The 13413-nt window shown below is 64.1% G+C and carries 14 protein-coding genes; 10 read left to right on the top strand and 4 right to left on the bottom strand.

Annotation, left to right across the window (positions count from 1 at the left end):
• Positions 1-9: 9 nt before the first annotated feature.
• Complete coding sequence (locus ACODSU_RS12585) at positions 10-957, top strand: M48 family metallopeptidase (RefSeq protein WP_488842551.1); 948 nt, start codon at positions 10-12, stop codon at positions 955-957.
• A gap of 16 nt (positions 958-973) precedes the next feature.
• Positions 974-1390 carry a rhodanese-like domain-containing protein gene (locus tag ACODSU_RS12580; protein ID WP_209816275.1) on the top strand — a complete coding sequence of 139 codons (417 nt, stop codon included), beginning with the start codon at positions 974-976 and terminating at the stop codon, positions 1388-1390.
• Between the two features lie 76 nt (positions 1391-1466).
• Here ACODSU_RS12580 and lysM read toward each other — a convergent pair whose 3' ends face one another.
• Positions 1467-1955 (bottom strand): peptidoglycan-binding protein LysM, encoded by a 489-nt coding sequence (gene lysM / locus ACODSU_RS12575; protein ID WP_015012417.1) that lies wholly within the window; start codon positions 1953-1955, stop codon positions 1467-1469.
• A 174-nt stretch (positions 1956-2129) separates the two neighbouring features.
• Between lysM and ACODSU_RS12570 the strand changes: the two genes are divergently transcribed.
• Positions 2130-2897, top strand: coding sequence for a type III pantothenate kinase (locus ACODSU_RS12570; RefSeq protein WP_110961509.1), 768 nt, complete (start codon positions 2130-2132; stop codon positions 2895-2897).
• Between the two features lie 195 nt (positions 2898-3092).
• On the opposite strand, the gene ACODSU_RS12565 is transcribed toward ACODSU_RS12570, so the two are convergent.
• The 3 genes from ACODSU_RS12565 to ACODSU_RS12555 all read right to left on the bottom strand — a co-directional run bounded on the left by ACODSU_RS12565 (position 3093) and on the right by ACODSU_RS12555 (position 5423).
• The gene (locus ACODSU_RS12565) at positions 3093-3869 is read right to left on the bottom strand and encodes a hypothetical protein (protein WP_476016167.1); all 777 of its coding nucleotides are present in this window, start codon (positions 3867-3869) and stop codon (positions 3093-3095) included.
• Between the two features lie 56 nt (positions 3870-3925).
• On the bottom strand, positions 3926-4588 hold the full coding sequence (locus tag ACODSU_RS12560; protein ID WP_488842550.1) for a TetR/AcrR family transcriptional regulator: 663 nt from the start codon (positions 4586-4588) through the stop codon (positions 3926-3928).
• Between the two features lie 229 nt (positions 4589-4817).
• Positions 4818-5423, bottom strand: a complete 606-nt coding sequence (locus ACODSU_RS12555) for a phasin family protein (RefSeq protein ID WP_121941910.1) — start codon at positions 5421-5423, stop codon at positions 4818-4820.
• Between the two features lie 228 nt (positions 5424-5651).
• On the opposite strand from ACODSU_RS12555, the gene ACODSU_RS12550 reads away from it, so the two are divergent.
• From ACODSU_RS12550 to ACODSU_RS12520, 7 genes are all read left to right on the top strand, one after another.
• Complete coding sequence (locus ACODSU_RS12550) at positions 5652-7640, top strand: SDR family oxidoreductase (protein WP_488842549.1); 1989 nt, start codon at positions 5652-5654, stop codon at positions 7638-7640.
• A gap of 115 nt (positions 7641-7755) precedes the next feature.
• Positions 7756-8847, top strand: coding sequence for a dTDP-glucose 4,6-dehydratase (gene rfbB, locus ACODSU_RS12545; RefSeq protein WP_488842548.1), 1092 nt, complete (start codon positions 7756-7758; stop codon positions 8845-8847).
• A complete protein-coding gene (gene rfbD, locus ACODSU_RS12540) occupies positions 8844-9734 on the top strand; it encodes a dTDP-4-dehydrorhamnose reductase (RefSeq protein WP_488842547.1) in 891 nt (296 codons plus the stop codon). Before rfbB ends, rfbD begins: the two co-directional genes overlap by 4 nt.
• A gap of 13 nt (positions 9735-9747) precedes the next feature.
• Entirely contained in the window at positions 9748-10632 is an 885-nt protein-coding gene (gene rfbA, locus ACODSU_RS12535; protein ID WP_488842546.1) for a glucose-1-phosphate thymidylyltransferase RfbA, read from the top strand.
• Positions 10633-10638: 6 nt separating this feature from the next.
• The gene (gene rfbC / locus ACODSU_RS12530; protein WP_488842545.1) at positions 10639-11184 is read left to right on the top strand and encodes a dTDP-4-dehydrorhamnose 3,5-epimerase; all 546 of its coding nucleotides are present in this window, start codon (positions 10639-10641) and stop codon (positions 11182-11184) included.
• A 41-nt stretch (positions 11185-11225) separates the two neighbouring features.
• On the top strand, positions 11226-12365 hold the full coding sequence (locus ACODSU_RS12525) for a DUF1972 domain-containing protein (protein WP_488842544.1): 1140 nt from the start codon (positions 11226-11228) through the stop codon (positions 12363-12365).
• A 5-nt stretch (positions 12366-12370) separates the two neighbouring features.
• Entirely contained in the window at positions 12371-13375 is a 1005-nt protein-coding gene (locus ACODSU_RS12520) for a glycosyltransferase family 2 protein (RefSeq protein ID WP_488842543.1), read from the top strand.
• Positions 13376-13413: the final 38 nt, after the last annotated feature.

Genomic DNA, 13413 nt, shown 5'->3' with positions numbered 1-13413 from the left:
CCGACCGTGATGCAGCGGCTTGTGCAACTGGCGCTGGACCTGTTCGACCCGCCGGGCGCGCCTGCAGCAGCCCCCAGCCCCATGGCTGCGGGTCTGAAGCCAAATCAGCCGCAAGCGCTAGTGGATCATGCGTCAGTAGCTCCTAAAACGATAGTACAACGCCCAGCAGCACCCGCAGTGCCGCTGCCCTCGTTGCTGTCCCCCGCCGAATTCCGCCACCCGCAAGCCAACCGCGAGGTCTTATTGGGCGATGCTGTGGTGGCCTATGCGCTGCAGCGTGCGCGCCGCCGCAGCATCGGCTTCTCGGTGGGGCCCGACGGCCTGTCGGTGCGGGCACCCAGCTGGGTCACGCTGGGCGCGGTGGATTCTGCACTGCGCGAAAAATCCGACTGGATCCTGCGCAAGCTGGGCGAAGCGCGCGAGCGCCAGCAGCGCATGGAAGGTGGCCGCATCGTGTGGGCCCATGGCGCGGTGCTGCCTTACCTGGGCGAGCCCTTGACGGTGGTGCTGGACCCCAGCCACGGCTTTGCGGGCAAGGGCGGGGCGTTGGTCGCTGCCACGGAACAGCCCAGCCTGCACATCGGCCTGCCCCACAGCGCCAGCCCCGCGCAGATCCGCGACGCCGTGCAGGCCTGGCTGATGCGCGATGCGCGCCGCCACTTCACCGAGCGGCTGGACCACTTTGCGCCGCTCCTGGGCGTGCGCTGGGCCAGCCTGCGCCTGTCGAGCGCCAACACCCGCTGGGGCAGCGCCAAGGCCGACGGCTCCATCCGCCTGAACTGGCGCCTGCTGCATTACCGCCCGGCCATCATCGACTACGTGGTGGCGCACGAACTGGCCCACCTGCGCGTGATGGACCACAGCCCCCGCTTCTGGGATACCGTGGCCACCGTGGTGCCCGACTACGCCCAGCTGCGCAGCCATCTCCGCGACGAACCTGCCCCTTTGTGGGACTGAAAGAAGGACCTTGACGATGACCGAAGCCAAGATTTCTCCCGCCGACGGCTATGCCGGTGACGTGACGCCCCAGCAGGCCTGGCAATGGGTGCAGGCCGGGCAGGCCGTGCTGGTGGACGTTCGCAGCGATGCCGAACGCGAGTGGGTCGGCTACGTGCCCGGCGCCGCCGCCGTGGCCTGGAAACAATGGCCGGGCATGGCGATGAACGCCGACTTTGATACCCAGATGCGCGCCGCCGTGCCCGAGGGCGCGCGGGCCGTGCTGCTGTGCCGCAGCGGCGTGCGCTCCATCGCCGCCGCGCGCCGCGCCACCGAGCTGGGCATCACTGCGTACAACATCCTCGAAGGGTTTGAAGGCGATGCGGATGCGCAAGGCCAGCGCGGCAAGAAGGGCGGCTGGCGCTTTCATGGCCTGCCGTGGAAGCAGGGCTGAATAGCTATCAAAAAAAGAGCTGCCAGCGCCTGATTTACAAGCGCTGGCAGCTCTTTGGTCTTGAGGCCGAGAAGGCTTACTTGGCCAGGGGCGGGATGCGCAGCTTCTGGCCGGGGTAGATCTTGTCGGGGTGGCTCAGCATGGGCTTGTTGGCTTCGAAGATCACGGGGTACTTGTTGGCGTCGCCGTAGAACTTCTTGGCAATGGCGCTGAGCGTGTCGCCGCGCACCACGTCGTGGTACTGGGCTTCGGGCTCGGGGTTGGTCACCTCCATCAGGTTCTCGACGCTGGTCACGCTGGCCACGTTGCCGCAGCACAGGGTGATCTTCTCTTTGGCGGCCTGGGTGGGGGCGGTGCCCTTCACCGTGACCTTGCCTTCGGGGCCCTGAAAGGCCACCTGCACATTGCTAGCGCCTAGGTTTTGCGCGGCGATGTAGGTCTCGATGGCCTTGCTCGCCTTGGCGTTGAGTTCATCCTGCGTGGGAGCGGCGGCGGTGGCAGCTTGCGCGTCCTTACCACCAAACAGCTTTTCACCGGCTTCCTTGATGAAACTGAAAAGACCCATGTCGTACCTCCTGAGGTTGCAGAAAGAAAAAGGAGAGGCCACTGTAGCGGCAATTGAGGGCGCGCCCGTGTCAGACGAAGGGTGTGAAACGATTTTTCACATTCCCGCGCGGGCCGCTGTGGGGCTGTCTCGGCGGGATCAGCCCCGATGCCAAAACTCGGGATAATCCGCCGCATGACTTTTCTGGCCATCGACGTCGGTAACACCCGTCTCAAATGGGCGTTGTACGACGCTCCCCGCCCCGGGGCTGCGCTGATCGCGCATGGCGCCGAATTCCTCGACCACATCGACCGCCTGGCCGAAGGCAGTTGGGCTTCGCTGCCGCACCCGGAGCGCATGTTGGGCTGCGTGGTGGCAGGAGATGCCGTCAAACGCCGCGTTCAGGAGCAAATGGAGCTGTGGGACGTCACCCCCTCGTGGGTGGTGTCATCAGCGCAAGAGGCGGGGCTGACCAACGGCTATGACCACCCCTCGCGCCTGGGCTCCGACCGCTGGGTGGCCATGATCGGCGCGCGCCACCATGTGCTGGCACGCGGCCCCGCACGGCCGCTGGTGGTGGTGATGGTGGGCACGGCCGTGACGGTGGAATGCATCGACACCGAAGGCCGCTTCATGGGCGGCCTGATCTTGCCCGGCCACGGCATCATGCTGCGCGCACTCGAATCGGGCACGGCCGGGCTGCATGTGCCCACCGGTGAAGTGCGCCCCTTTCCCACCAACACCAGCGATGCCCTGACCAGTGGCGGCACCTATGCCATCGCAGGGGCCGTGGAGCGCATGTACCAGCACCTGCTGCAGCACTGCGGCCAGGAGCCCGCCTGCATCATGACTGGCGGCGCGGGCTGGAAGATGGCACCCAGCATGACACGGCCGTTCGAACTGGTGGACAACCTGATTTTTGATGGACTGCTGGAGATTGCTGCGCGGCGGTTTGGGGGCTGAGGGCCTTGTAACGCCGTCGCTGCACCAGTGCGAAGCGGTTTTCTAGGATCATCGACCTGCAAAACTGGCGCTGCCCACGCCAGGGACACCGAGCAAGGGCCGCCCCGCAGCGAAGGTGTCGTCCTACTTCCCGAATGGCGTAGCCAGTCGAGAGAAGGGCGAAGGCGCGAAGCGCCTCAGGGGGATGTTCCGAACTTATTCTTCTTCGAGTTCGCTCCGCGCCATTTCCACATCCAGCCGCTCCATGGCATCCAGGGGCTCGGCGGTGGCGGCTTTTTCGTACAGCGCGGTGGCTTCCTTCATCTTCTTGTCGCCTTCCAGCATGACCAGTGCGTTGGCGTACTCGATCATCGCAATGGCCGAGCCCGGGTTGAGCTTGAGCGCTTCCTGAAACAGCTTGAGGCCCGTGTCCTTCTTGGCGCCGTAGGTCATGCCACCAATCAGCGAGCCCACCTTGTCGATCACCTCGGCATGAAAGGCGCCCAGAGCGATGCGTGCATCGGCATGTTTGGGTGACAGGGCAATCGCCTTTTCCAGCGACTCCTTCACCTTGCCGCCCAGGCCTTGCGCCAGCGCCTTGGCCACGCTGATGCCCTGGCTGTAGCGGCCCAGAGCATACGCATGCCAGTACCAGGCGTTGGCATTGTTCGGTTCTGCGGCGGCCTGGGCCTCGGCCCTTTCGGCCACTTGCATGAACAGGTCCAGGCGCGTCTTTTCCTTGGGCTCCAGGTAGTTGGCGTAGATGGAAGTGGCTTTGTTGGCCGCAGTGATGCCTGCGCCACCGGCGGCCAGGCCTGCTGCTGCAGCCTTCTCGAAGTCTCCGTTGTGGAACAGCGCCCACGCTTCCAGCACGGCTGCGTCCTTGGGGCAGGGTTCTGCATCACCGCCATGCAGTCGTGCCCAGTGCTTCTTGACGCTCGCAGCGTCGAACTGGTAGTCGCCGGCGTGGGGGAAGGGGGTCCATTTGGCCATGGTGTGTGTCTCCGGAAGTTCTTGTGGTGGGGTGTCTGTGGTGGGCTGTCTCTGCATCAGCCTGGCATTGCGGCGTAGGCGCCGACCAGCTCCAGCAAGTGGGCGCGCTGGCCGCTTTCCAGGTACGGCATGAGCAGGTTCAGCACATGGTGGGCGCCGCGCAGCAGCGCGGCCTGGGCGCTTTCGGGTTCCAGCGCACGGCGCGGGTCGCGCACGTATTCAAAACTGAGCCAGTAGGTGAGCACCACGACCATGCTGGTGGCGGTGGCCTCCAGCTCGCGCGAGTCGATGTGCAGCGCGTCTGCGCGTCCCATGCCATCGAGCATGGCGCGCACGGCGCGGGTCTTGTTTTTGAGGATGGCCTGGAAGTGCGTCTCCAGGCGCCGGTTCTTGGACAGCAGGTCGTTGAGATCGCGGTACAGAAAGCGGTACTGCCAGATCAGCTCGAACAGCGAGTGCATGAAGAACCAGGCGTCCTCCACATTGCGCACACCATCTGCTGCGGCCAGCAGCTCGGTGAGCGAGCCTTCGTAGCGATCAAACAGCGCGTTGATCAGCTCGTCCTTGGCGGGGTAGTGGTAGTAGAGATTGCCAGGGCTGATGCGCAACTCGGCCGAGATCAGGGTGGTGGAGACGTTGGGTTCACCGAACCGGTTGAACAGGTCCAGCGTCACTTCCAGAATGCGTTCTGCGGTGCGGCGTGGCGCTTTCTTCACCATGTGTGTGGGCCCCTTCGCGTCGTTGTGTGTCGTTGTTGCGTTGTCTCTGATGGCTACTCTAACCCACGCAGTCATGCTGCAGTGCGACATGAGAAGAGGGCGCGCGTGTCGCTCCCAGATCGCTTTTAGCGCACTTCACGGGTTTCACCAAAAAAAGAAAAGCGGTCCAGGCGCCGTGGCGCGCGGACCGCTTGGTGCGGGCTGGGTGCTTGCCGCTGGCAAGCCGTGATCAGCTGGCCGACGGCGTGCTGGGCGCTGCGTCGGCAGCGGCACGTGTTGCGGTCTTCTTGGCCACAGCCTTCTTTGCGGGGGCCTTGGCTGCAGGCTTTGCCGCTGCCTTGGCAGGCGCGGCCTTCTTTGCAGCCGCCTTCTTGGCAGGGGCCTTGGCAACAGGCTTGGCGGCTGCCTTGGCAGCAGCTTTGGCGGGAGCAGCCTTGCTGCCCTTGGCCAGGGCGTCCACACGGGCGCTCAGGGCTTCCAGGTCGCGGGCCGAGGGCACGCCCAGCTTGGCCAGGGCCTTGGCCACGCGGTCTTCAAAGATGTTTTCGAGCTTGTCCCACTGGCCCTGGGCCTTGGAGCCGATGTCGCTGGCCATGGTGGTCACGCGGCTGGTGGCTTCGGTGATCTTTTCTTCGGCCACGGCCTGGGTCTTGCGCTGGATGGTCAGGCCTTCCTTGACCAGGGCTTCAAACACCTTGCCACCTTCTTCCTGCGCCTTGGAGAAGGCACCCAAACCGGCCAGCCAGATCTGCTGGGCGGAGTCCTTGACGGTGCTGGACAGTTGGGCGTTGCTTTTCTTCTTGTCAGCGCTGAGTTTCTGCAGTTTCTTGACCATGAGGCCTCCGTGGTGCGGTTGGTTGGGGTTGCCGGGGCGATTGTGCCTTCGACGCATGGCCGCACTGTACGCCGCACGGTGCGCAAGGTGTAGGCACGCGCTCCTAAAAATGTAGAGCGTGCCACCTAGCGGGGGAGGGCGCTGGCCGCCTAGCATCGGCGCGGGTTTCTGCTGAATCGGGGTGCGCAGGCCTTGGGCAAGAATGAAGTTATCTCAGAGGAGTTATCCATGCAGTATTTCGTGACGGGGGCAACGGGGTTCATTGGCAAGCGGCTGGTCAAGAAGCTGCTGGAGCGCAAGGGGGCGGTGGTCCACTTCCTGATCCGCAAGGAGAGTGCCGACAAGGTGGCTGACCTGCGCAGCTTCTGGGGCGTGGGCCCAGCACGCGCCGTCCCCGTGTTTGGTGACCTCACTGCCAAGAAGCTGGGCGTGGCGGCCGACGATGTGAAGAAGCTCAAGGGGCAGATCGACCATTTCTACCACCTGGCTGCGGTCTACGACCTGGCTGCCGATGAGGAAACCCAGGTGGCCGTGAACATCGAGGGCACGCGCAACACGGTGGACCTGGCCAAGGCCATCGATGCGGGGCACTTCCACCATGTTTCGTCGATTGCGGCTGCTGGCCTGTACGAAGGCGTGTTCCGCGAAGACATGTTCGACGAGGCCGAGGGCCTGGACCACCCGTACTTCCAGACCAAGCACGAGAGCGAAAAAATCGTGCGCCATGATTGCAAGGTGCCGTGGACCGTGTACCGACCCGCCATGGTGGTGGGCGACAGCCAGACCGGCGAAATGGACAAGATCGACGGTCCCTACTACTTTTTCAAACTCATACAGCGCCTGCGCCAGCTGCTGCCGCCCTGGATGCCCACCGTGGGGCTGGAGGGCGGGCGCGTGAACATCGTGCCCGTGGATTTTGTGGTGAACGCGCTCAACGTTATCAGCCACCAGAAAGACATCGGCAAGAAGTGCTTCCACCTGGTGGACCCGGTGGGCTACCGCGTGGGCGATGTGCTCGACATCTTCAGTCGCGCAGCCCATGCGCCGCGCATGAACCTGTTCGTCAACGCCGCGCTGCTGGGCTTCATCCCCAAGGGCGTGAAGAAGAGCCTGATGGCGCTGGCGCCCGTGCGCCGGGTGCGCAACGCGGTCATGAAGGACCTGGGCCTGCCCGAGGACATGCTCACCTTCGTGAATTACCCCACGCGCTTTGACTGCCGCGAGACGCTGGCGGCGCTCAAGGGCTCAGGCGTTTCGTGCCCCAACCTCAAGGACTACGCCTGGCGCCTGTGGGATTACTGGGAACGTCATCTGGACCCCGAGCTGTTCATCGACCGCACGCTCAAGGGTACGGTGGCGGGCAAGGTGGTGCTGATCACGGGTGGCTCATCGGGCATCGGTCTGGCTGCTGCGCACAAGTTTGCCGAAGCGGGCGCCACCACCATCATCTGCGGCCGGGATCAGGACAAGCTCGATGAGGCCTGTGCCGAGGCCAAAGCCAAAGGTTACCAGTTCATCGCCTATTCGGCTGACATTGCCGACATGGCCGACTGCGACCGCTTCGTGCAGTTGCTCATCGACAACCACGGCGGCGTGGACTTCTTGATCAACAACGCGGGCCGCTCCATCCGCCGTGCCATCGAGTCGAGCTACGACCGCTTCCACGACTACGAGCGCACCATGCAGCTGAACTACTTCGGGTGCCTGCGGGTAACCATGGGCCTGCTGCCCGGCATGGTGGAAAAGCGCAAGGGCCACGTGGTCAACATCAGCTCCATCGGGGTGCTGACCAATGCGCCGCGCTTCTCGGCCTACGTGGCCAGCAAGGCGGCGCTGGATGCCTGGACGCGCTGCGCCTCCAGCGAGTTTGCCGACCAGGGCATCACCTTCACCACCATCAACATGCCGCTGGTGCGCACGCCCATGATCGCGCCCACCAAGATCTACAACAACGTGCCCACCTTGGCGCCGGAAGAGGCGGCCGACATGATTGCCCAGGCCTGCATCTTCAAGCCCGTGCGAATCGCCACGCGCCTGGGCATCACCGGGCAGATCCTGCACGCCCTCGTGCCGCGCGTGGCGCAGATCACCATGAACACGAGCTTTCGCATGTTCCCGGACTCGACGGCCGCCAAGGGCGGCGGCAAGGACGCCAAACCGCAACTGTCCGCCGAGGCCGTGGCGCTGCAGCAAATGATGCGCGGCATCCACTTCTGACCGAGCCCACGCCTGCCCGTGCGATTCCGTCCCCGTAGAACTCTGTTACCGGGGTGCCGGGCAGGGTGGGATAATCGCGGGCTCTGCCGAGCAGGCACTTCACACAGCCCTCCCTATGATTCTGGTTACTGGCGGCGCGGGTTTCATCGGCGCCAACTTCGTTCTTGACTGGCTCGCGGCCTCCGGCGAGCCTGTGGTCAACCTCGACAAGCTCACCTACGCGGGCAACCTGCACAACCTGGACAGCGTCCAGGGCGACCCCCGGCACATCTTCGTGCAGGGCGACATCGGCGACACCGCGCTGCTGACCCGCCTGCTGGCCGAACACAAGCCGCGCGCGGTGGTCAACTTCGCGGCCGAATCGCATGTGGACCGATCCATCCACGGCCCCGAGGACTTCATCCAGACCAACATCGTGGGTTCGTTCCGCCTGCTCGAAGCCGTGCGCGCGTACTGGAGCGCGCTGCCCGAGGGCGAGCGCGGGGCGTTCCGCTTCCTGCACGTGTCCACCGACGAGGTGTACGGTTCGCTCGCCCCAACGGACCCGGCCTTCACCGAAACGCGCGGCTTCGAACCCAACAGCCCCTACAGCGCCAGCAAGGCCGCCAGCGACCACTTGGTGCGCGCCTGGCACCACACCTATGGCCTGCCGGTGCTCACCACCAACTGCAGCAACAACTACGGGCCCTACCACTTCCCCGAAAAGCTCATTCCGCTGATGATCGTGAACGCCCTGGCCGGCAAGAACCTGCCCGTGTACGGCGACGGCATGCAGGTGCGCGACTGGCTGTACGTGAAGGATCACTGCAGCGCCATCCGCCGCGTGCTCGAAGCGGGAGCGCCCGGCGAGACCTACAACGTAGGCGGCTGGAACGAGAAGCCCAACATCGAGATCGTGAACACGGTCTGCAGCCTGCTCGACGAACTGCGCCCCCGCGCCGACGGTCAGAGCTACAAGGCCCAGATCACCTATGTGAAGGACCGCCCCGGCCACGACCGCCGCTACGCCATCGACGCCCGCAAGATCGAGCGCGAGCTGGGCTGGAAGCCCGCCGAGACCTTCGATACCGGCATCCGCAAGACCGTGCAGTGGTATCTGGAAAACGCCGACTGGGTGGCTGGCGTGCAGACCGGCGCCTACCGCGACTGGGTGCAGACCCAGTACGCCCATGAAGCGGCCGCTGCGCCCGCGGGCGCCCGCGCATGAACATTCTGCTCTTCGGCAAGGGCGGCCAGGTCGGCTGGGAGCTGCAGCGCAGCCTGTCCGTGCTGGGCACGGTCACGGCGCTGGACTTCGACAGTACCGGGCATTGCGGCGATTTTTCGAACCCCGCTGGCGTGGCCGAGACGGTGCGCGCGCTGCGCCCTGACGTGATCGTCAATGCCGCGGCCCACACCGCGGTGGACAAGGCCGAGAGCGAGGCGGACTTGGCCCGCACGCTGAATGCCACCACACCGGGCGCCATTGCCCAAGAGGCGGCGAAGCTGGGCGCCTGGCTGGTGCACTACAGCACCGACTATGTCTTCGACGGCAGCGGCAGCCGCCCTTGGGTGGAGACCGACACGCCCGGGCCGCTGAGCGTGTATGGCCGCACCAAGCTCGAAGGCGAGCAGCTGATCGCGCAATCCGGCGCCAAGCACTTGATCCTGCGCACCAGCTGGGTTTACGCCGCGCGCGGCGGCAACTTCGCCAAGACCATGCTGCGCCTGGCGCAGGAGCGCGATCGCCTGACCGTGATCGACGACCAGTGGGGGGCGCCCACGGGGGCCGACCTGCTGGCCGACGTGACGGTGCATGCACTGCGCCACCTGCAGCAGCGTCCGCAGGACGCAGGCCTGTACCACTGCGTCGCAGCCGGTGAAACGAACTGGAACGAGTACGCAAAATTCGTGATTGCGCAGGCTCAGATTACGCAGCCTGATATAAAAATAAAAGCAAATGAGATTGCGCCCGTTCCGACGAGCGCCTTCCCGACCCCGGCCGTGCGTCCGCACAACTCGCGCCTGAACACCGACAAGCTGCAGACCACCTTTCATCTCCAGCTACCCCATTGGCAGACGGGTGTGGCGCGCATGCTGGCTGAAATTCTTTGAACGGCACCCCCATATGACGCAACGCAAAGGCATCATCCTGGCTGGAGGCTCCGGCACCCGGCTGCACCCCGCCACCCTGGCCATCAGCAAGCAACTGCTGCCGGTGTACGACAAGCCCATGATCTATTACCCGCTGAGCACACTGATGCTTGCGGGCATCCGTGACATCCTGGTCATCAGCACGCCGCAGGACACGCCGCGGTTTGCGCAGTTGCTGGGCGATGGCAGCCAGTGGGGTTTGAACCTGCAGTACTCGGTGCAGCCCAGCCCGGATGGCCTGGCGCAGGCGTTCATCATCGGAGAGTCCTTCCTGGCCGGTGCGCCCAGTGCGCTGGTGCTGGGCGACAACATCTTCTACGGCCACGACTTCCACGAACTGCTGGGCAACGCGCAGCAGCGCACGGAAGGCGCCAGCGTGTTTGCCTACCATGTGCAGGACCCTGAGCGTTACGGCGTGGCGGAGTTTGATGCCCAAGGCAAGGTGCTGTCGCTGGAGGAAAAACCCGCACAGCCCAAGAGCAGCTATGCCGTCACCGGCCTGTACTTCTACGACAGCCAGGTGACGCAGATGGCCAAGAGCCTCAAGCCCTCTCTGAGGGGCGAGTTGGAAATCACCGACCTGAACCGGTTGTACCTGGAGCAGGGGCAGTTGAATGTTGAGATCATGGGCCGCGGCTATGCATGGCTGGACACGGGGACCCACGAAAGCCTGCTCGAAGCCAGCCAGTTCATCGCCACGCTGGAACATCGCCAAGGCCTGAAGATCGCCTGCCCGGAAGAGATTGCCTGGCGCTCCCAGTGGATCGACAGCGCCCAGTTGGAGCGCCTGGCAACGCCTTTGTCCAAGAACGGATACGGGCAATACCTGCAGCGTCTGCTGAACGACAAAGTTTATTGATTCGCCATGCAAGCAGTACGGCAAAGCATTCCAGACGTCGTGTTGATCGAACCCAAGGTGTTCGGTGACAGTCGCGGCTTTTTTTACGAGAGTTTTAACGAGAAGATCTTCCGGGAGGCCACGGGCGTGCAGTCTGCTTTTGTGCAGGACAACCATAGTCGCAGCAGCAAGGGTGTGCTGCGTGGTCTGCACTACCAATTGCCGCCCCGCGCGCAAGGCAAACTGGTGCGTGTTGTGCGGGGCGCGGTGTTTGATGTGGCGGTGGACATTCGCAAAGACTCTCCCACCTATGGCCAGTGGGTGGGCGCTACGCTCACCGAGGACAATCATCGACAGCTCTGGGTGCCGCCAGGATTGGCCCACGGCTTCCTGGTGCTTTCCGAGTCCGCGGACTTTCTTTACAAAACCACGGATTACTACAGCCCCGAGCACGAACGCTGTATCCGTTGGGATGATCCCCAGCTCGCGATCTCCTGGCCCACACTCGAGGTGGCGATCCAATTGTCGGCCAAGGACCAGTCGGGCCGTTGGTTCGCCGAGGCCGACCTTTGAGGCGGGTGTCCGAGATCACTCTAGCACCCCGCCCCACCCCTTTGCGCATTGCCGTGCTGGGGGCCAAAGGAATCCCGGCGAGCTACGGGGGGTTCGAGACTTTTGCCGAGAAGCTTTCCATTCGTCTGGCGCAGCGCGGACACGCAGTCACCGTATACGCCGAATCTGACCAGGCCGCCGTACCAGATACTGTCTACCAAGGTGTGCGTGTGCGTTACCGCCGCCGTCCGTCTTGGGGCCCGGCCTCTGTGCTGGCCTACGATTGCGCCTGCCTTTGGGACGCCCGCCAAGGATACGACTTGGTGTACATGCTGGGCTATGGTGCTGCATGGGCCTGCTGGTGGCCTCGTGTGCGGGGTACACCCGTGTGGATCAACATGGACGGTCTCGAATGGGCCCGCAGCAAATGGGGTCGATTGGCGCGGGCTTATCTGCGCTGCATGGAATGGGTGGCTACCTTCACTGCCACGCGCCTCATTGCCGATGCAGAGGCCATTGCCCAGAGGCTACGGCGTGTTTATCCAGGGGGGGCGCCATCCAGCTTCATCGCCTACGGTGCCGAGCCCATGACCGAAGAGGTGTTGGATTCGTCGGGCTTGGCAACCTGGGGCTTGCAGGCTTACCAGTACATGGTCGTGGTGGCGCGCCCAGAGCCAGAGAATCACCTGTTGGAGATCATCGAAGGCTACAGGCTGCATGGCGGGGTATGGCCCCTCGTGATCGTGGGGGATGTTTCTGGCGCGACTCCTTACCAGCAGCGCTTGCTTCGGCACGCCAGTGACCGGGTGCGTTTTGTTGGTGGGATTTACGACCCCGAGCAACTGGCTTGCATCCGCTCGTTTGCAGCCTGTTACCTGCATGGGCATTCAGTCGGGGGTACCAACCCTTCGTTGCTGGAGGCCATGGCCTGTGGCAATTGGGTGGTGGCCCACGACAACCCATTCAACCGCGAAGTGGCGCGCGATGCGGCAGACTACTTTGGCACGCCGCAGGAGCTGGCGAACCGTCTGGACCAAGTGGCCGGGCAGTGGCATCAATGGCACACCCAGCGCAGTCAGCGAGCCCGTGACATTGTGGCAACCCACTACACCTGGGACGGCATCACAGATGCCTACGAAGCACTGATGTATGCGCAATGCCGTCCGCCAGTGGCTCCGCATCGACCGGCGGATGGGCGGTGAATACCATGGCAGCCATGCACAAAACAGCGCGGCCAAGTGATGGTGCGCTGCGTCACGAAGCACAGCCCTTGGTTGATATTCTGATGGCGACCTACAACGGCACCAAATACCTGTCGCAGCAGTTGGACTCCCTGCTGGCGCAGACCCATCAGAACTTCCGGCTTCTGGTGAGCGACGATGGCTCGACCGACAACACCCTGGCGCTGCTGGAGACTTACCGCTTCCGCTTTGGAGGGCGTATGGTGGTCGTACCCCATCCCCACCGAGGCCAGGGAGTTGTTAAGAACTTCGAAAATCTGATGCGCACCAGCCTACAAGACGGGCTCGCGCACAGTGTGGCTTTTTGCGACCAGGACGACGTGTGGTTGCCGCACAAAATCGAACGTTGCCTCCAGGTGTTGCAGGCCGCGGAGCACAGCGCGGGTGCGGCGACGCCATGCCTGGTGCATTCTGACCTGACCGTGGTGGGCGAGGCCTTGCAGGTGCTCGCCCCTTCGTTTGTTCAGCACCAGCGCATGGACCCGGCGGCCTGCTCGGCACTCGCGCTTTTGAGCATCAACCAAGTGACGGGCTGCACGATGATGGTCAACCGTGCGCTGCTGGAACTCGCTCTGCCCCTGCCTGAGCAGACCATCATGCACGATTGGTGGTGTGCCGTGGTGAGCAGCAGCGGGCGCCGTGTTTTCATTGCCGAGGCGTTGATTCTGTACCGGCAGCACGGCTCCAACCAGCTGGGTGCCAAGGATCGCAGCTTGAGGATGCGTCTTTTACGCCTTGTCACGAACGGGCGTGGCGTGCTCCAGCGTGTACTCAGCCTGGGACGGGCCACCAAATCTCAGGCCCAGGCCCTGCAAACCCGCCTGGAACGGTGGGGCCATGCGGGGGGCTACGTGTCAGAATACCTCGCTTGGCGGAGCAGGCCATGGTGGCGCAGGCTTCTGGAATACCGCCGTTATTACGTGGGTCCCGAGTTGGATCGATTGAGCCGATGCCTGATGTGGTGCAGGTGATGGTGGTGTCGGTGGACGCAGGGTGCGCCCCGGCGCGG

Source organism: Acidovorax sp. FG48 (assembly GCF_057809085.1).
The sequence above is the reverse complement of the archived record's forward strand: the minus strand, read 5'-3'. Positions and strand labels throughout refer to the sequence as shown.